The 16,837-nt window shown below is 55.4% G+C and carries 13 protein-coding genes; 7 read left to right on the forward strand and 6 right to left on the reverse strand.

The annotated features are described in order from the left end of the window. Positions 1-186 (reverse strand): transposase (locus L2W48_RS12510; RefSeq protein ID WP_236116555.1); only part of this gene is annotated, 186 nt, incomplete at its 3' end. A 156-nt stretch (positions 187-342) separates the two neighbouring features. Between L2W48_RS12510 and L2W48_RS12515 the strand changes: the two genes are divergently transcribed. The 3 genes from L2W48_RS12515 (at position 343) to L2W48_RS12525 (ending at position 3,217) form a co-directional block, all read left to right on the forward strand. Beyond that, positions 343-1,344, forward strand: coding sequence for a DUF3089 domain-containing protein (locus tag L2W48_RS12515; protein ID WP_236100394.1), 1,002 nt, complete (start codon positions 343-345; stop codon positions 1,342-1,344). Between the two features lie 64 nt (positions 1,345-1,408). Continuing rightward, positions 1,409-2,791, forward strand: coding sequence for an HD domain-containing protein (locus L2W48_RS12520; protein WP_236100396.1), 1,383 nt, complete (start codon positions 1,409-1,411; stop codon positions 2,789-2,791). Positions 2,792-2,800: 9 nt separating this feature from the next. After that, on the forward strand, positions 2,801-3,217 hold the full coding sequence (locus L2W48_RS12525; RefSeq protein ID WP_236100397.1) for a hypothetical protein: 417 nt from the start codon (positions 2,801-2,803) through the stop codon (positions 3,215-3,217). 81 nt (positions 3,218-3,298) lie between these two features. Here L2W48_RS12525 and glgC read toward each other — a convergent pair whose 3' ends face one another. Genes glgC through malQ form a run of 4 tightly spaced genes read right to left on the reverse strand, consistent with a single transcriptional unit; the run spans position 3,299 to position 9,318 of the window. Next, positions 3,299-4,609: a glucose-1-phosphate adenylyltransferase gene (gene glgC / locus L2W48_RS12530; protein WP_236100398.1), complete on the reverse strand. Its 1,311-nt coding sequence runs from the start codon at positions 4,607-4,609 to the stop codon at positions 3,299-3,301. Between the two features lie 37 nt (positions 4,610-4,646). Next, complete coding sequence (locus tag L2W48_RS12535) at positions 4,647-6,086, reverse strand: glycogen synthase (protein WP_236100400.1); 1,440 nt, start codon at positions 6,084-6,086, stop codon at positions 4,647-4,649. A 2-nt stretch (positions 6,087-6,088) separates the two neighbouring features. After that, complete coding sequence (glgP, locus tag L2W48_RS12540; RefSeq protein ID WP_236116556.1) at positions 6,089-7,783, reverse strand: alpha-glucan family phosphorylase; 1,695 nt, start codon at positions 7,781-7,783, stop codon at positions 6,089-6,091. 53 nt (positions 7,784-7,836) lie between these two features. Next, positions 7,837-9,318: a 4-alpha-glucanotransferase gene (gene malQ / locus L2W48_RS12545; RefSeq protein ID WP_236100402.1), complete on the reverse strand. Its 1,482-nt coding sequence runs from the start codon at positions 9,316-9,318 to the stop codon at positions 7,837-7,839. 90 nt (positions 9,319-9,408) lie between these two features. Between malQ and glgB the strand changes: the two genes are divergently transcribed. Together glgB and L2W48_RS12555 are read left to right on the forward strand one after the other, a co-directional pair. Then, on the forward strand, positions 9,409-11,298 hold the full coding sequence (gene glgB, locus L2W48_RS12550; RefSeq protein WP_236100404.1) for a 1,4-alpha-glucan branching protein GlgB: 1,890 nt from the start codon (positions 9,409-9,411) through the stop codon (positions 11,296-11,298). A gap of 2 nt (positions 11,299-11,300) precedes the next feature. Then, positions 11,301-13,637: a DUF3536 domain-containing protein gene (locus tag L2W48_RS12555; protein ID WP_236100405.1), complete on the forward strand. Its 2,337-nt coding sequence runs from the start codon at positions 11,301-11,303 to the stop codon at positions 13,635-13,637. Here the strand turns inward: L2W48_RS12555 and L2W48_RS12560 are convergent. Next, on the reverse strand, positions 13,592-14,263 hold the full coding sequence (locus tag L2W48_RS12560; RefSeq protein ID WP_236100406.1) for a PHP-associated domain-containing protein: 672 nt from the start codon (positions 14,261-14,263) through the stop codon (positions 13,592-13,594). The two genes, L2W48_RS12555 and L2W48_RS12560, sit on opposite strands and share 46 nt — an antisense overlap. A gap of 190 nt (positions 14,264-14,453) precedes the next feature. Here L2W48_RS12560 and L2W48_RS12565 point away from each other — a divergent pair, with 190 nt between their 5' ends. Both L2W48_RS12565 and L2W48_RS12570 read left to right on the forward strand, forming a co-directional pair. Beyond that, positions 14,454-15,275 carry a histidinol-phosphatase HisJ family protein gene (locus L2W48_RS12565; RefSeq protein ID WP_236100407.1) on the forward strand — a complete coding sequence of 274 codons (822 nt, stop codon included), beginning with the start codon at positions 14,454-14,456 and terminating at the stop codon, positions 15,273-15,275. A 135-nt stretch (positions 15,276-15,410) separates the two neighbouring features. Then, positions 15,411-16,685: an MFS transporter gene (locus tag L2W48_RS12570; protein WP_236100409.1), complete on the forward strand. Its 1,275-nt coding sequence runs from the start codon at positions 15,411-15,413 to the stop codon at positions 16,683-16,685. Positions 16,686-16,837 lie beyond the last annotated feature (152 nt).

Genomic DNA, 16,837 nt, shown 5'->3' on the forward strand with positions numbered 1-16,837 from the left:
CCAGCTGTCCGGTCTATCTTCGTCGCAGGGAGCTGCCTTGCCGGACGCACGGAGCTCTTTTCTCCAGTTATAGAGGGTGGTCACCGTTATGCCCGTCTCTTTCGATAACTTAGGTATGGACATGTTCTCCGGCGGCATCATTCTCTTTTTGATTGCCTCTTTTTGTTCTTTGCTGTACCTCGCCATGTGTCGCACCTCCAGGGAGTCTCTCTCGACTCGCTAAGCTAGTCTATCATGCGACACCTATTTTGGCAGGTAGGGATCCCAAACATATGCTATTCTGAAATCGATAAAATGCGCTTTTGGGTTCGAGGGACCACCTAGACCGAATCGGAGGAAGCTATGAAATTAACGATGATACTGACGCTGTGCTTGATGGGGGTGTTTCTTATGGCGGTGGGAGCTTCGGCGGAACAGATCTCGCCGGATTACAAAGACGACTTCGCTTGGGTTTCCAAGCCGGACAAGCCGGATAAGCCTGTGGACGTGTTTTACGTGTATCCGACCATCTATATGGACAAGGAACCGTCGAACATGGACATATCCCGGAAGGACCTTCGGAGCAACGCCGAGGGGCTGCTCGTAGCCCAGGCGGGGGTTTACTCTCCGTACGCTAATCTGTTCGCCCCATTCTACCGGCAACAGACCGCCGCCTCCCAGAGCATGGAGCCCAACAACGGCGGTCGAGACGCCTTTGCCGATCCCATATTCAGGGTCGGCTATTCCGATGTGGAGCGGGCCTTCGATCACTATGTCGAGCATCTGAACCAGGGACGTCCTTTCATCCTGGCCGGACACAGTCAGGGATCTATGGTCATAGTCGAGCTGATGCGCAGGCGTATGGCAGACCCTAAACTGCAAAAGCGGCTTGTGGCGGCCTATATCATCGGCTACACGGTTAAAAAAAGCGATCTGAGGGAGTATCCTCAGATGAGGCTTGCCGAGGGCGAGACGGATACGGGGATCATAATCACCTATAACACCCAGGGTCCCGATGCCGAAGGTTCTCCCGTTTTGTTGACCGACGCAGTGGCGGTCAATCCGCTCAACTGGAAAACCGACGCTACCCCTGCGTCGCGGAAGGAGAACGCCGGGGCCGTCTTCTTCAACGATTCGACCGGCGAGGTGGTCGAGACCATTCCCGATTTCTGCGGCGCATACGTTGATACCGATACGGGAGCTTTGATAGCCACGGATATAAGAAGCCCTGAAAAGGTGGATCTGGTGAACATGGGCCGCTGGCCGAAAGAGGTCTACCATCGTTTCGACTATGCTTTCTTTTACGAGAATCTCAAGGCCAACGTAAAGAAGAGAATCGACTCCTATCTGTCCATCGACCGGTAGCCTTTGAGGCTGTAGAGGCTATAATCGAGGTGAGCGTCATAATATATGCCTTGGGGGAATAAAAATGAATCACGATGGCTTTTTGGACATAGATAGTTCCGAAGGAGGGCTTATCCGAAGGCTCAGGGAGATGGATCCCATCTTGGGAGCCTACCTGGAGAGACTCATAGAAGATCGTTGGCCTCAGATGTGGCTGGGCGATCAGATAACCGAGGTGGCCGAACGGGGCAGGCATCATTCCAAAAAACTGATGGAGATTGCCGAGTCCCTTCTCTCGGTTCTGGATCGGGGTGAAAAGGGTTGTGCCTCGCTGTTCATGGACGAGCCCCTTCCTCTGGCCCTTCTGATCTCTTCGATCTACCTTCACGATATAGGCTATACCGCCCTGGTCTACCCGATAGACCCCGACGAGGCCAAGGATGCCGGTGCCTTTCCCTTTTCCATGTTCCCTTCGGCGGTTTCAGAGGTTCATCATCTCCTTTCCTCCGAGCTGATCTCCCATAACGGAAAAAGGCTGTTTCCTCTTCCCGAAGACGTCGGTCTGGAGCTGGATTCGGACGCCGGGGAAACTCTTATGGAAGCGGTAGCGATCTTGAAGGGGGTCCTTCCGGATATCTGCGCCAGCCATAGAAAGTACGTTCAGCTGGACAGAACCGTTGATTTCAAGAAGAAAAAGGCGGTCTGGCAGGTGGGCAAGCTTTTAATGGGGAAGGAGCGTTTCAAGGATACCCTCACTCCCCTTGACGATAGGCTGGATTCATGCGGCCGTCTGTTCGAAAAGGATGGGCATCTTGGTTTGACCAAGAAAAAGGTGCTTACCGTTGCGGCGCTTTTGAGGGTGCTGGACGGCTGCGATCTACAGTCCGAGGGAGCCTTCGACGAGGGGCGTCTGAGACAGTGGTTTCAGAGGACGTCGTACGAGATCGAGTCGTTGGAGATTCAGCTCGACATGTTCGATCGGGATCTGAAGGAGCTCATGGTGAACCTGGAGGGTAAGCCGATCTCCGTGTACGATTGCGTCAAGGCTATCTGCGACGACGTGGAGGATTTTAGTTTCGAGAGGATGAGTACCAAGAGGGTCGGACGGATCTGCAATGCCCTCTATCCTTTTGTGTTCAAGACTCTTAGGAGGCTGAAGGGGAAAAAGGGATTCGACTGTCTTTTCAAGCCCGATAGTCTGCCTATCGTGCAGGCTCTATCGCTTGTGGACCGTCTTGTATTCAAGTGGGAGGGGTTCCTGGCCTTTCATATGTCCGGATTCGTGGAGGGAGTTTCGTTCGTGTCCGGAGAGGGCGATTCCTGCGACATCGGCGTTCGTGTCGATTTCAAGAAAGATGTGCCGGTGGAAGGCGAGTTGACCTCTTTTGCCGAAGGTCTCACGGAGGAGATAGATAGGACCGGTGGATACCTGAGAGATCTCGGGCTGTCCGTGATCTCCGAGAGCTGAGGTTTTATCATGGAAAGTTATCTGTATCGTCCCGGTTCCGTCATGTCGCCCCGAGAGGGAGACCTCCCGGTGTCGATTGTGTGGATTCCCCTTAGGGCGGAGAGAATAAGGGTCGCTCCCTATTCGATGCTGATAAAGAATTACGAAAGCCTGTCCGGTTCGGAGGCCTCGATCGCCAAGGGCTTTGTGGACGAGTTTTTTTCTTTGACCGAGCTGAATCAGTTCAGGGCGTACATGGAGAACGAGAGGAAAATTGCTTTGACCGTCGATCGGATCTCCGTTCCCGTCAAGTGCCGCGATGGGGACGGTTCTCCCTTCGTTCCCTTCCGATGCAGGGAAGGCGAGGAAGGGTGGCATAGTCTCTGCCTGGACGGGAGAGACCATATGGATCTCCCGTTCGATATAGTAGGTTATTACCGTCGATAGGTAAACGATACGGTTCTCTGAATGTCTACGGAAATTTTAAAGGCCCCGGCTTATTCATAAGCCGGGGCCTTTTCTTTGATCTCAGCTGAAGCTCATCCATTCTCCCGTTTCCTTAACCGAGTCGGGTTTCTTTCTCAGTTGCATCTGGGGCATGGGAACGACCACTATCCCCGAGCTTTCGTCGACGGTGTTCTGTTTGCCGTCCTCTTCAAGGTCGTATCCCAGTACGGTGCCGTTGGGAATTTCGTTGTGTCCGTCTACTATTACCCTGCGGAGACGGCAGTTTCGACCTATTATCACTCCTTGCCCGATTATGCATTCCTCGACCTTAGCTCCCGGAAGTATGACGCAGTTTCTGGATAGGACCGATTTTTCCACCTCGGCTCCGAGTATGCGGCTGCCCTCTGCCATCAGGGTGCTGGAGACCTTGCAGCTCTCCCCGTCGGAGGGATAGGCGTAGGCCGGAGGGTCGGCGAAGGAGACGGTCCTGATCGGCCAATGGGGGTTGTACAGTGTCATCTCCGAGTCGTTTTGAAGCAGGTCCATGTGTGCCTGCCAGTAGGCCTTTATGGTGCCTACATCCTTCCAGTAAGGCTTGTCGTCTCTCCAGTGGGCGTCGTTTATGCCCGGGAGGACGTTGGTGGAGAAGTCGTAGGCGAACACCCTGCCCCGTCCTACCAATCGGGGTATTATGTCTCGGCCGAAGTCGTGGCTGGTGTGTTCCATGGAGGCGTCCTCCAAAAGGGATTCTTCCAGTATCTCCCTCTCGAAGATGTAGTTTCCCATGGAGACGTAGCTGAACCCCGGTCTTCCCGGGATTTCCGGCGGATTTTTCGGCTTTTCCATGAATCCGGTTATCTTGCCTCTCTCGTCGGTCTCGATGCAGCCGAACTGGTGGGCCTCGCAGGAGGGGACCACGTTGGCCGCCACCGTGACGTCGGCGTTGTGGTCCATGTGGAATGTCAGCATCTGTTCAACGTCCATCTTGTAGATGTGGTCCGCGGCGAATACGCATATTCGGTCGGCGTCGTACAGCGTAACGAGGTGCATGTTCTGGTAGACCGCGTCGGCGGTGCCCTCGAACCATCTCTCTCCTCTCCACATCTGGGCGGGGACCAGGGTCACGAAGAAGTCCCTTCCTCTAAGGGCTCCTCCGAACTGCCAGGCCTTGTCTATGTGTTCGTTCAGGGATTGGCTTTTGAACTGAACGAGCACGTAGATGGAGAAGATCCCGCTGTTGATAAGATTGGATATGGCGAAATCCACGATACGGTATTTCGCTCCGAAGTGAACCGCGGGTTTTGCCCTGTATTTGGTCAAAGGCATGAGTCGTTCACCTTTCCCGCCAGCAAGGACTATTCCTAAAACCCTTCCGTATTGTCCCCGTATCATGTTAGCCCTCCTCTTTAATTTATCTTCTTAACCCCCATCATAATATACTTTTGTAAATTTCCCTATAATAGGGAGCAGATGATTTCCACGAAAAATCCTTCCTCATTCCCCTTTTCACCATGGCTTGCCAGTTCTTTTCGTCTTCCATGTCGTCCATGGCTCGTCCTACGGCGTTCAGAAGTTCCGAGCTGTCGTAGCTGTCGAAGACGAATCCGATTCCCTCTTCGTTTTCGTAGACGGTGTCGGCCAGACCTCCCACCCTTCGTATCACCGGGATGGAGCCGTACCTCAGGGCTATGAGCTGGGACAGTCCGCAGGGCTCGAACCGCGAGGGCATCAGGTATATGTCCGATCCTCCGTAGGCTAGCCTTCCCAGGGTTTCGTGGTAGCCTTTCACGAATTTTATTTTGCCGCCGTAGCGGTTTTCCAGTTGGGTAAGCCAGTCTTCGTAGCGGCTTTCTCCGTTTCCTATCACGACTATTCTTAGTCCCATGTCGGCCATCTTCCCCAGCGCCGGCAGAAGAATGTCCAGCCCCTTCTGTTCCACCAATCGGCTGACCATGGCGGCTATGGGGCCTTTTCCGGTCAGCCCCGTCTCCTTTTCCAGTAGGGCCTTGGCTTTTTTCTTGCCGGATAGGTCGTCCGCCGAGTAGGGGACCGGAAGACTTTTATCAGTCTCGGGGTTCCATGCCCCGTCGTCCAGGCCGTTTAGGATCCCTGACAGTCGATCTCGACGGTTTCTAAGCACTCCGTCCAGGTCCTGTCCTCCCCATGGGGTCTGGATTTCCCCGGCGTAGGTGGGGCTGACGGTGGTTACGTGGTCGGCGCCGTTTATTGCTCCCTTGAGTAGGTTGACCCTGTCGAAGTATTCCATTCCGTCGACGTTGAAGGCCTCCCAGGGCAGTCTAAGAGGCTCGACCGCCGTTTTCTCCAGCAGTCCCTGATGGGCCAGGTTGTGGACGGTGAATACCGATCTTCTGGTAGTCCTCTGCCCCTTGAACCAGCTGTGCCACCTGAGGGCTATGGGCAAAAAGGCCGTCGTCCAGTCGTGGCAGTGATAGACGTCGGGAGACCAGCCGGTCAGAGCAGGAAGAGTCAGCCCGGTGTAGCTGAGGAAGGCGAAGGACAGCGCCGTGCCTTCCTCCAGCTTTTCCGGATATATGGGATCTTTGTAAAGTTCCTCCTGACGAAGTAGATAGGTAGGGACGCCGTTTATGTGGCACAGTAGGAGTTTGCCCCGATAAAGCCGGTTCCCCAGAGGAATTTCCACCGAGCCTTCCATCTGGCGAAGATCTACTCCCGAGCTCTCAAGTCTATTCTCCATGTCTCCCCAGGCCGGTATGAGCAGCCTGGCGTCCACTTCCAACGACCTGAGCGCCGCCGGAAGGGAGCCGGTTACGTCGGCCAGGCCGCCCACCTTGGCCAGAGGGGCCGCCTCGGGGGCTACGTGGAGCACCGATAGTTTTTTCCCCGTCACGGCTACATTCCCCTGAAGTTTATCTCGTAGGCTTTTTCACAGTATTCTTTTACCACCCTGTGGGTGTTGAAGTAGCTTCCGTTCAGGGCTATGGCCCGACGCATCATGCTTATCCATCGTTCTCTATCGTCGTAATAGGTCGGTATTACTTCCTGCTCGAGTTTTTTATACAGGTCCACTGCGTCCAGGTTCCCGTCGTATCCGAGCAGGTCAGATTCGCTGGGCTCAGGGCCTATGGACCATCCGGTAGCTCCTTCCACCCAACCCTCTATCCACCAGCCGTCCAGAACGGACAGGCTCATTATGCCGTTGAGGGCGCATTTCATGCCGCTGGTGCCGGATGCCTCGTGAGGTCTGGTGGGGTTGTTGAGCCAGAGGTCCACTCCCTGTACCAGATGGGAGGCAAGTTCCATGTTGTAGTTTTCCAGAAACACGACGCTCAGGGCTCCGTCTATGTCGTGGATGATATTCTGTATCCTCTGAAGCAGTGCCTTTCCTCCGTCGTCCTTAGGATGGGCTTTGCCGGAGAAGACTATCTGAAGCTTGCCCGAGGTTGCCTCCAGTAGTCTCTGAACGTCGGAGAAGATAAGGTCTGCCCGTTTGTACTGCGCTGCCCGTCTAGCGAATCCTATGGTCAGTACGTCCGGGTCCAGGGACCGTCCGGTCATCTCCAGTATGGTGGCTATGAGCCTTGTCTTGTCCGCCTGGTGGGTTCTCCAGAGTATGTCGCTCGGAAGGTTCAGAGCCTGGACCAGTCTGCCCGGGTCGTTTTCCCATCCCGGGATGTGGGAGTCGAAGAGTCTCTTCATGCTGGGGCTCACCCATGTTCCGGGATGGACCCCGTTGGTTACCGAGTCCACGTTTCCGGAGTCGAACATCTTCCTCGATACCTCGGCGTGTCTTTTCGAGACGGCGTTTACGTATCGGCTGAAGGTGTAGCCCAGCTCGGTCATGGAGACTCCCTGAGATGCCGGTAGCATCTGTCTGAGGGTCGCCACGAAGTTTTGCGGCAGGGTCCTCTCTATCAGTCCGAAGGGGAATACGTCGTGTCCCGCCGGGACGGGGGTGTGAGTGGTGAATATGACCTGTTTCTTTATCTTGTCCGGGTCGAAGTAGCCCTGTTCTCTCATAAGCTCTAGGGTCAGAAATCCAGCGTGTCCCTCGTTCAGGTGATAGGTCTCTATGCCGGAGTAGCCCAGGTCTCGGAGCATTCTCAGTCCTCCGACTCCGAGTATCATCTCCTGGCAGAGCCGGTAGGTCTGATCTCCGCCGTAGAGGTCCCAGGACAGACGGCGGTCGTCGGCGTGGTTGCCCTCCACGTCCGTGTCCAGGAAGTAGACCGGAACGGTGTATCCCGAGAGCCCGTGTATGTCGTACACCCAGGCCCTTATCTTTATGTCCCTGCCCCGCAGTTTTACCGTGACGGTGTTAGGCAGTGGGATCAATTCAGTTGAAGGGTTCCATATTACCGGCGATTCCTTCTGCCAGCCTTTTTCGTCGAAGCTCTGACGGAAGTAGCCGTTTCTGTAGAGCATGGTCGTTCCCACCATGGGGACCCCCATGTCGGCGGCGCTTTTGAGTATGTCTCCTGCCAGCACGCCCAGGCCGCCGGAGTAGGTCGGAATAGAGGGTTTTATGGCGACTTCCATGGAGCAGTAGGCCACTTTTCGGAAAGAAGCCTCCTGCTCGAGCAACATTCTAAGGGAGTTGCTAAGTTCGCTTTGTCTGTGAGCCTGCATAAGCATCCGGATCATTCCCTCTCTTTCTTTCTTCCGTATATTTCGATCAGATGTCCCAGGTGGTCTAGTCTGGATTCAGGTATACCCTCTTCGTCCAGCCTCCATCGCCAGTTGCCGTCTTTCAGTGACGGACGGTTCATCCTGGCCTCCGTGCCGAGTTCCAGAAGGTCCTGGGCCGGAACGACAGCCAGTTCCGCTACCGATCCCAGAGCCATCCTTATGAGGGTCTCCGGGGCGGAGTCTTCGTCGAGTTTCCTACCTAAGTAGGATTCCAGTCTGCTCAGGCTGTCCTCTCCCAGCGTTGAGAACCACCCGGCGGTGGTGTCGTTGTCGTGAGTCCCTGTATATACCGCCATGGAAGGTACGTGGTTGTGAGGTGTGTAGGGAGAGGAGCCTGTGTCTCCGTCGAAGGCGAACTGAAGCACCGCCATACCGGGGATGTCCAGGTACTCCATGGCCTCCTTCACGTCGGGGGTTATCACTCCCAGATCCTCGGCCAGGAAGGGCATGGTGGGAAAGTTTGTCCTCAGTGTCTCGAAGAATCTTTCCGACGGCGTCTCCACCCAGTTTCCTCTCTTGGCGGTAGTCTCATCTGCCGGAACCGACCAGTAGCCCACCAGCCCCCTGAAGTGGTCTATCCGGATTTTGTCGTAAAGCTCCAGGGCGTGTCTCAGCCGACTCATCCACCATCCGAATTCGTCCGGAAGGTGTCGATCCCAGTCGTAGAGGGGGTTACCCCATAGCTGTCCATCTTCGCTGTAGTAGTCCGGAGGAACTCCCGCCACGGCGGACGGACGAAGGTCTTTGTTCAGCTGGAACAGCTCCGGATGAGCCCAAACGTCGGGGCTGTCGTGGATCACGTATATGGGCATGTCCCCTATCAGCTCCAGTCCCTCGTCGGCGCAGAGCCTGTGAAGGGTCCTCTGTTGGCGGAAGAAGATGTATTGTCCGAAGGCCAAAAGATCCATTCCGTCGCTCAGCTCTTCCGATATCTCGGTTATTGCCGATTCGTTCCTGAGGCGGTAGGGCTCGGGCCAGCGGTGCCATGGTTCCATGGAGAAACGTCTTTTCAGAGATCGAAAGAGGCAATAATCCTCCAGCCAGTATCGTTCGGATTCCTTGAACAGTGAGAATCCCATGTCGTCCCTGTTTTTTCGCCAGGCTTTCTCGAGGAGGCCCTCCCTTATTTTCAGGGCTTCCTCGAAGTTCGCCGGTCCGGCTGGGAGCTTAGGGGGCAGATCCCTTTCCTCTATCCATCCGTCCTCGACCATGAGTTCCGGGCTTATGAATAGCCGGTTGCCCGCGAAGGCAGATATGGGGCTGTATGGCGAATGTCTGAAAATCGCCGATGTCTCGTTCATCGGTAGAGTCTGCCAGTCGAGTCCCTGTCGGACGAGGGACCTCACCAGTCTGTGGGCCTCCGGTCCCATGTCCCCCACGCCCCAGGGCGACGGCAGGGATGATATGTGAAGAAGTAACGCCGATCGTCTCATGGAAAAACACCTCCTCGTCTTTATTCATTGTACTATGACGAAAGGTCTATATATAATCGAAGATAGAAGTGAAAGGAGGCTCAATCCATCATGGCCGATTCACGGTTAAGCGATTACGACGTTTTTCTCTTCCGGCAGGGGCGGCATTACCGTCTTTACGAGCGTCTCGGTTCTTTTCCGAAGGAGGGAGGCACCAGCTTCGCTCTTTGGGCGCCTAACGCTCGGGAGGTCTCGGTTCTGTGCGATTCCAATGGTTGGACTCCCGGAATCGCCCCCCTTTATCTCAGAGAGGACGGCAGCGGTATCTGGGAGGGGACTGTCTCGGGGATCTCCATCGGGGATCTGTATAAATACGGCATAAAGACCGGCTCCGGCGAGTGGCTTCAAAAAGGGGATCCTATGGCCTGCCGTTGGGAGACTCCCCCCAGGAGTGCCTCCATGGTGTGGAACGTCGATTATGAGTGGTCCGACCGAAAATGGATGGAGAACAGGGGAGAGCGGCTTCCTCTGGACGGTCCCTGGTCGGTCTACGAGGTCCATCTGGGGTCGTGGAAGAGGCGGGACGGATCTTTTCTGTCCTACAGGGAGATTGCCCCACTGTTGGCCGATCACGTTCTCCAGGCGGGGTTTACTGCGGTGGAGCTGCTTCCTGTGATGGAACATCCTTTCTACGGTTCCTGGGGATACCAGGTCTTGGGCTATTTCGCTCCCTCCGGGAGATACGGTTTGCCGGAGGACTTCATGTATCTCGTCGATTATCTCCACAGCAGGGGGGTCGCCGTCATCCTGGATTGGGTCCCCTCTCATTTTCCCTCCGATGCCTACGGTCTGGCTCGTTTCGATGGGACCGCTCTGTACGAGCATCCCGATTCCAGGAGGGGCTACCATCCTCAGTGGACGAGCTGCATATTTAACTACGGAAGGCACGAGGTTCGGTCGTTCCTCATAAGCAGCGCCGCGTTCTGGCTGGATATGTACCACGCCGATGGGCTGAGGGTGGACGGAGTGGCCTCCATGCTCTATCTGGACTACTGTAGGGAAAGAGGGGAGTGGGAGCCCAACCGGTACGGAGGAAGGGAGAACCTTGAGGCGGTCTCCTTTCTTCGGGAGCTGAATTCCGAGATTTCCAGGGGCTTTCCCGATGTTGTTACGGTCGCGGAGGAGTCCACCGACTGGCCCAGGGTGACCGGTCCCGCCCATCTGGGCGGCCTGGGATTTTCCATGAAGTGGGATATGGGGTGGATGCACGACACTCTGTCTTACTTTTCTCGAGATCCGATCCATAGGCCCTGGCATCATGAGGAGATAACTTTCGGTCTTTGGTACGCTTTTTCCGAAAGATTCGTCCTCCCTGTATCCCACGACGAGGTGGTCTACGGAAAAAGATCGCTTCTGTCCAAGATGCCAGGGGATCAGTGGAGGAAGAAGGCCAATCTCAGGCTTCTGTTTGCCCTGATGTTCGTTCACCCGGGAAAGAAGCTGCTTTTCATGGGTTGCGAGATCGGTCAGTGGCGCGAATGGGACCACGAGGTGGAGCTGGACTGGGCTCTTCTGGACGACCCTAGTCACAGGGGTATTCTTCGTCTGGTGTCGGATCTCAACCGTCTCTACCGAGAGGAGGAGGCGCTTCACAGGGATTTCGACCCCGACGGTTTCAGATGGATAGACTGTTCCGATAGGGGACAGAGCGTTTTTGCCATGATGAGACCATCCGGTTCAAGATCGGTGGTAGGGGTCTTCAACTGCACGCCCATCCCCAGGACGGGCTACAGGATAGGGTTGCCGTCAGGAGGTCGGTGGCTGGAGTTGTGCAACACCGATTCGAACGATTACGGAGGAAGCGGCGTCGGGAATCTGGGCGGGGTATCGGCCGAAGAAGTTGCCTGTCATGGCCTGAGTTTCTCTGTGGAGATTGTTCTACCGCCGCTCGGGGCGGTCATACTGGCGCCGGAGACGAGTTTGTCCGACGGGAGGGAATAGCTGTGAGCCGTTACGTCTGCATACATGGACATTTCTATCAGCCACCGAGGGAAAATCCCTGGACCGGAGTGGTGGAGCGTCAGGAGACGGCCTCTCCCTGGCACGACTGGAACGAGAGGATCTCGGATCAGTGTTACGGTCCTTGCGGTGCCGCCAGACTGTTGGACGAAGAGGGTCTAATATCCTCTACCAGGAATTGCTACGGCTCCATAAGCTTCAACGTTGGCCCCACTCTTCTTGGTTGGCTCGAGGACCGTCGTCCTTGGATATACCGTTCCATGTTGGAGGCGGATCGCATCGGCGCGGAGAGGTTCGAGGGGCACGGCCCTGCCATCGCCCAGGTCTACGGTCACGCTATCCTTCCCCTGGCCTCCGAAAGGGACAGACGTACCCAGGTGGTGTGGGGAATATCCGATTTCGTCCGTCGTTTTCGTCGGCGTCCCGAGGGTATGTGGCTTCCCGAGGCGGCGGTGGATACGGAGTCTCTCGAGGTTTTGGCAGGTGAAGGAATCAAGTTCGCCCTGTTGGCACCCCATCAGGTCTTGCGTTTGGCCTCGGATGCACCTATAGACATATCGAAACCCTACATATGCAGGCTGCCGAGCGGCGCGAAGATCTCCCTGTTTTTCTACGATGGAGAGCTAGCTCGAGAGATGGCTTTCGGTGCCGCCCTGGAGGACGGTCGAAGGTTGGCTCGGAGGTTGTCGGATCGTTGTCCCGACCGGAACGGTCCTGCCCTCGAGCATGTCGCCGTGGACGGAGAGACCTTCGGTCATCATCATCGTTTCGGAGAGATGGCTCTGGCCGCATGTCTGGACGAGCTGGATCGTCTTCCCGACGTGGATTTGACTGTGTATGGTCGTTTTCTGGAGATATGCCCCCCGGAGAGCGAGGTCGAGATAGTCGAGAGGTCTTCGTGGAGTTGCGTCCATGGTGTGGAGCGTTGGCGTTCCGACTGCGGCTGCTCCGACGGCGGGCACCCTCAGTGGCATCAGCGTTGGAGGGCGCCTATGAGGGGTGCTCTTGAAAGCCTGCAGAGGGAGGTAGACGAGCTGTTTCAGGAAAGAGGGTCGTCTCTTTTCTCCGATCCCTGGGCGGTTCGGGACCGATCGGAACGGCTGTATTCCAAGCTATCTCCTTCGGACAGGTTAGCTTTTCTTAGAGACGAGGCTGGGCGGGACCTTTCCTCCGAGGATGAGTCTCTGGGGCTCTCCCTACTTGAGATGGAGCGTTGTTCCATGTTGATGTTCTCCAGCTGCGGCTGGTTTTTCGACGATATCTGTCGGATAGAGGCGATCCAGGTGTTGCGGTATGCCGCTAAGGTGTTGGATTTGGCCGAGAGATTGGGAAAACCCGGACTTCGCAAGCCTTTTATGGATGCCTTGGAAAAGGCCCCGAGCAACGTCCCGGAGCTGGGAGACGGCAGCAGGATCTTTTCCTTCTTCGTGGAGCCCGCCTCGATGGATCTGCCGAGGGTGGCGGCTCACGTCGCCCTTTATCGCCTTTTCGATCTCGATCCCGGAGAGACCGAGTTTCCACTGATGTCGGTGAAGGACGGCACGGTGTGCAGATGTTCCTCCGACGGGGAAGAACGGTTTTTCGGCCAGCTGACCGTTCGTTCCGAGTTGACCGGCAGGTCCATGGAGCTGCTTACCCTGGCGGTTTGGTGGGGAGGGCGCAGGGTCCTGTGTGGAGCTTTGCCAATAACGGAGGGAGCCGATCCCGAGGTTCTGCTGGAACGTGTGAGGCTCGCCTCGAACCGTGACGATCGATCCGTTTTGGGGAGCATCTTCGGACACAGGCTCTATTCGTTGCGTCATCTGTTTCGGGATAGTCGCGACAGGGTGGTCGATGAGATAAAGAGTCGCTGCGAGAAAGGACTTGCTTTAGCTGTGAGGGATGTGGTCCTTAGGGACGAGAACCTCCTTTTGCTGGACGGAGGAGAGTCCGTTCCCCTTCGTTCCGCCGCCAAGATCTTCGTCGATTATCGGTTGAACCGCGAGTTGTCCAGGGATAGGCCATCCTACGGAGATCTGATCGACCTGCTGGGCAGGTCTCGTCGGTGGGGTGTCCAGTTGGACAGGGAGAGGCTGGAGAAAGTGATCAGGTCGAGGATGGTCTTTCTGGCTATGGAGCTGGAGCGGAACTCGGTGGATACCGACGTAGTGCTTGAAGATATGTCAGGACTTCTGGATCTTATGGATCGTGCCGACGTCAAGGTGGATCTGTGGCCCTTTCAGAAAGCCCTGTTGGAGCTGAAGGAAAGGGCCGAAAAAGTGGATGTTCGTTTGCTTCAGAGGATCGGCTGTTCCACCGGGGGCGCGACGGATCGTAGATAGGCTTCGGGATGGATCCAGGAGTAGACGTCTTTGTCGTAACGGACCGGAGATGTGGCTCCTTCTCTTATGGCGTTAACCAGATCTGTCATGGACCGTATGGGCCGATGGAACCGGGTGGCGAAAAGGCCTATGCGGTCCTCCCAGTGGGAATCACTGCCGCCCAGCATCGAGCTGTCCATATCTAGGGCGGTTTCCAATGCCATCTCGTTGTGGTGGGGCTTGGTGCTGCCGTTGAAGGTCTCTACCCCGTGCATATGGGGACAGAGTCGCATCACCTTTCCCATCCCTCTGCCGTTGTCCCTGAAGGGGTGGGCCGCTGCGCTGGCTCCTCCGACCGAGGAGACCAGTTCGGCCAGGTCAGGAGCGTGCATCTTCTTCTCCGGGAGCCGGTCCAGGCCGTATACGAGCAGGTCTCCCTCGTAGGTAAGTATCTCCGCCCCCACTAATATGAGAAAGTCGTATCTATCGGACAGCTCTTCGGCCATAGGGGCCAGCTTAAGTGTGTCGTGATCTGTGATGCATATTCCGTCCATGGAAAGTTCCTTCGCTCGGGCGACCGCTCTCTCCAGAGGTAAAAAGCTGTCCGGCGATCCCTCCATGGTGTGCAGGTGGGTATCTATTATCATGGAAACTCTCCTTTGTATCTCCGTCTACTTATCGGAGTAGTTTTTATTCCATTGAATTATACCGAAGCCTGGGATTTTCGCAACGTCCTATGTCGTGATCCTTCCGTTTCCGAAAAGAAGGGATGTCGTAACCTCTTTTTTGTAGTATAAGGAAAAGCCTTTACGAAACTTACATTCTGGAGGTGTACCGATGCTCAGATCGGACTATCATGTACATACGTCTTTTTCCGGTGACTGCGACGAACCGTTGGACCGGGTCTTACAGAGAGCCTGTGATCTCGGATTGAAAGAGATAGCCATAACGGACCACATGGATCTCGATTTTCCTAGCGAGGCGGTGAACTTCGACCTGGACGTGCCTTCCTATCTGGAGACTCTTGTTTGGTGTCGGGCCCGGTGGGTCGACAGAATAAAACTTAGGGTCGGTTTGGAAGTCGGATTGGATATCTCAAAGAAGGACAGAATAGCTTCGGTCTTGGAGAACAACGATTGGGATTTCGTTATAGGATCCCTTCATTGCGTGGATGGAAAGAGCATGGGAGAGGACGGTTTTTTCAAGGGAAAGACCAGAGACGAGGCTCACGGGAGGTACTTCGAAGCTATGTTGGATAGCGTCAAGGCCTTTTCCGGCTTCTCCGTCGTGGGGCATATGGATTTCGTTAGGCGCTACGGAGCAGGAGTCTACGGCGACAGGCACAGCGTTATAGACCGTGAGCTCCATAAGGATAGGATAGACGAGATCCTTCGGGAGCTGGTTAAAAGAGGTATCGGTCTGGAACTCAACACATCCGGTCTTCGCTACGGCCTCGATGCCTTTCATCCCGGAGATTGGATACTGCGTCGTTACAGAGAGCTCGGAGGAGAGATGATTACCGTGGGCTCCGATGCCCACAGGCTCAAGGACATCGCCGACGATTTCTTTCTAGCGGAGGGACTGCTGGAGGCCCTCGGGTTTCGCTATACATGTAGTTTCCAGGGAAGGACTCCAAGGTTCTACTCACTGGCAGCCTAAGCCCCGTAAAAATATACTGCGATCTTTTTTCGACTAGGAGAGGCTTAACGGCCTCTCTTTTTTGTTTGCCCTGAGAGTATTTTATGGATAGGATTGTTCTCAGAGGAATGTCCAGTCATGGCAGGAGGTGCTCCCTTGGACAGAAAAGAGATGTTACGAGATCCGTTGGTGTGGAAGTTCAGGATGTACGGTTTTCTCAAAAACCTGCGTTTTTTCGAGCCCTATATGCTCTTGTACCTCATAGGAGCAGGATTGTCTCTATTTCAGATAGGTCTTCTGTTTTCCCTAAGAGAAGCGGTCATATACGTTTTCGAGATACCGTCGGGAGTTCTGGCCGATCATTGGGGGAGGAAAAAGGAGCTCCTTCTCTGCTTTGTTTTTTATCTTATATCCTTCGCTCTTTTTTTCATCGGCCGATCTTTGCCGATTTTCGCCGGGGCGGTAGCCTTTTTCGGCCTTGGCGAGGCCTTTCGTTCCGGAACCCACAAGGCCATGATCTATACCTATCTTGATCACTATGGCGTGGCGAACGAGAAGACCTTTCTGTACGGCAGGACCAGGGCCTGGTCGCTGCTGGGTTCGGCCCTCTCCGCTCTGATAGCCGTGCCTCTGGCTTTGGGATTGCCGGCCTATCGATGGCTCTTCATAGTTGCAATGCTTCCCTATATAGGGGATCTCGCTTTGATATGGAGCTATCCCGACTGGCTGGACAGGGACGAGACCCTATCGGAGGAAAAATCCGAGAGGGGATTTCTGTCCTTCGGCTTCCGTTCGCTTCGATCGGTTATGAGGGATAGAAGGCTTATGAGGGCGTTATTGAGTTCGTCCATATACGATGGCCTGTTCAAGATAATCAAGGACTACGTCCAGCCGATACTGGCCTTGGTGCTGGTGGGTACCCTGGCCGGAGACGGCGACAGGGCCCTGACCGTATGGCTCGGCTTGACCTACTGTATATTCCATCTGGCCGGTTCAGCCGCGTCCGCATCGATATGGAGGCTCAGGCGAAGAATCTCCTCCGCCTGGCTTATGAACGCATCCTTCGACGTTATGGGAATGGCGGCCCTCCTTCTGGCGGGAGTCTCCCTCTGGGGATCTCCTCTGACAGTGGCGGCGGTGTTTTTCCTCCTTTACGTCATGAAGGACGCCAGGCGGCCTATCTTCGTCGATCTCTGCGGCGACCTTATGGATCGAGACGTTAGAGCCACCGTAATGTCGGTGGACAGCCAGTTTCGTTCTTTACTGGCGGTGATCGCCGCCCCTCTGCTCGGATGGGTGGCGGACGGCACAGGTCTTCCAGTGGCCTTCGCCATGGTAGGGCTTTTCATGCTGGCCTCGAACAGATGGCTCAAGGTACAGAGTCGGGAAATTGCGGTGATCCCCGAAATAGAATCTCCCGACGGTAGCTAAAAGAAATCGGAACAATGAAACTTGAAATTGGTGGTTGACGGATGGAGTGTCTGTGGTGTATTATTCCTTCTGCGCCGCTGAGCCGGCCGCCTCGTAAGGCAGCTGTAACAGAGGGCGCGAGAACATTGACAGCCGAAAATGGGGAAACAGAA

The sequence above is a fragment of the Dethiosulfovibrio russensis genome, from assembly GCF_021568855.1.
Lineage (GTDB): Bacteria > Synergistota > Synergistia > Synergistales > Dethiosulfovibrionaceae > Dethiosulfovibrio > Dethiosulfovibrio russensis.

Excerpts from the sequence above, each read along its gene's own strand:
- L2W48_RS12515 (WP_236100394.1), top strand. The coding sequence starts at position 343 with ATGAAATTAACGATGATACTGACGCTGTGCTTGATGGGGGTGTTTCTT.
- L2W48_RS12520 (WP_236100396.1), top strand. The coding sequence starts at position 1,409 with ATGAATCACGATGGCTTTTTGGACATAGATAGTTCCGAAGGAGGGCTT.
- L2W48_RS12525 (WP_236100397.1), top strand. The coding sequence starts at position 2,801 with ATGGAAAGTTATCTGTATCGTCCCGGTTCCGTCATGTCGCCCCGAGAG.
- glgC (WP_236100398.1), bottom strand. The coding sequence starts at position 4,609 with ATGATACGGGGACAATACGGAAGGGTTTTAGGAATAGTCCTTGCTGGC.
- glgP (WP_236116556.1), bottom strand. The coding sequence starts at position 7,783 with ATGTTGCTCGAGCAGGAGGCTTCTTTCCGAAAAGTGGCCTACTGCTCC.
- malQ (WP_236100402.1), bottom strand. The coding sequence starts at position 9,318 with ATGAGACGATCGGCGTTACTTCTTCACATATCATCCCTGCCGTCGCCC.
- glgB (WP_236100404.1), top strand. The coding sequence starts at position 9,409 with ATGGCCGATTCACGGTTAAGCGATTACGACGTTTTTCTCTTCCGGCAG.
- L2W48_RS12560 (WP_236100406.1), bottom strand. The coding sequence starts at position 14,263 with ATGATAATAGATACCCACCTGCACACCATGGAGGGATCGCCGGACAGC.
- L2W48_RS12565 (WP_236100407.1), top strand. The coding sequence starts at position 14,454 with ATGCTCAGATCGGACTATCATGTACATACGTCTTTTTCCGGTGACTGC.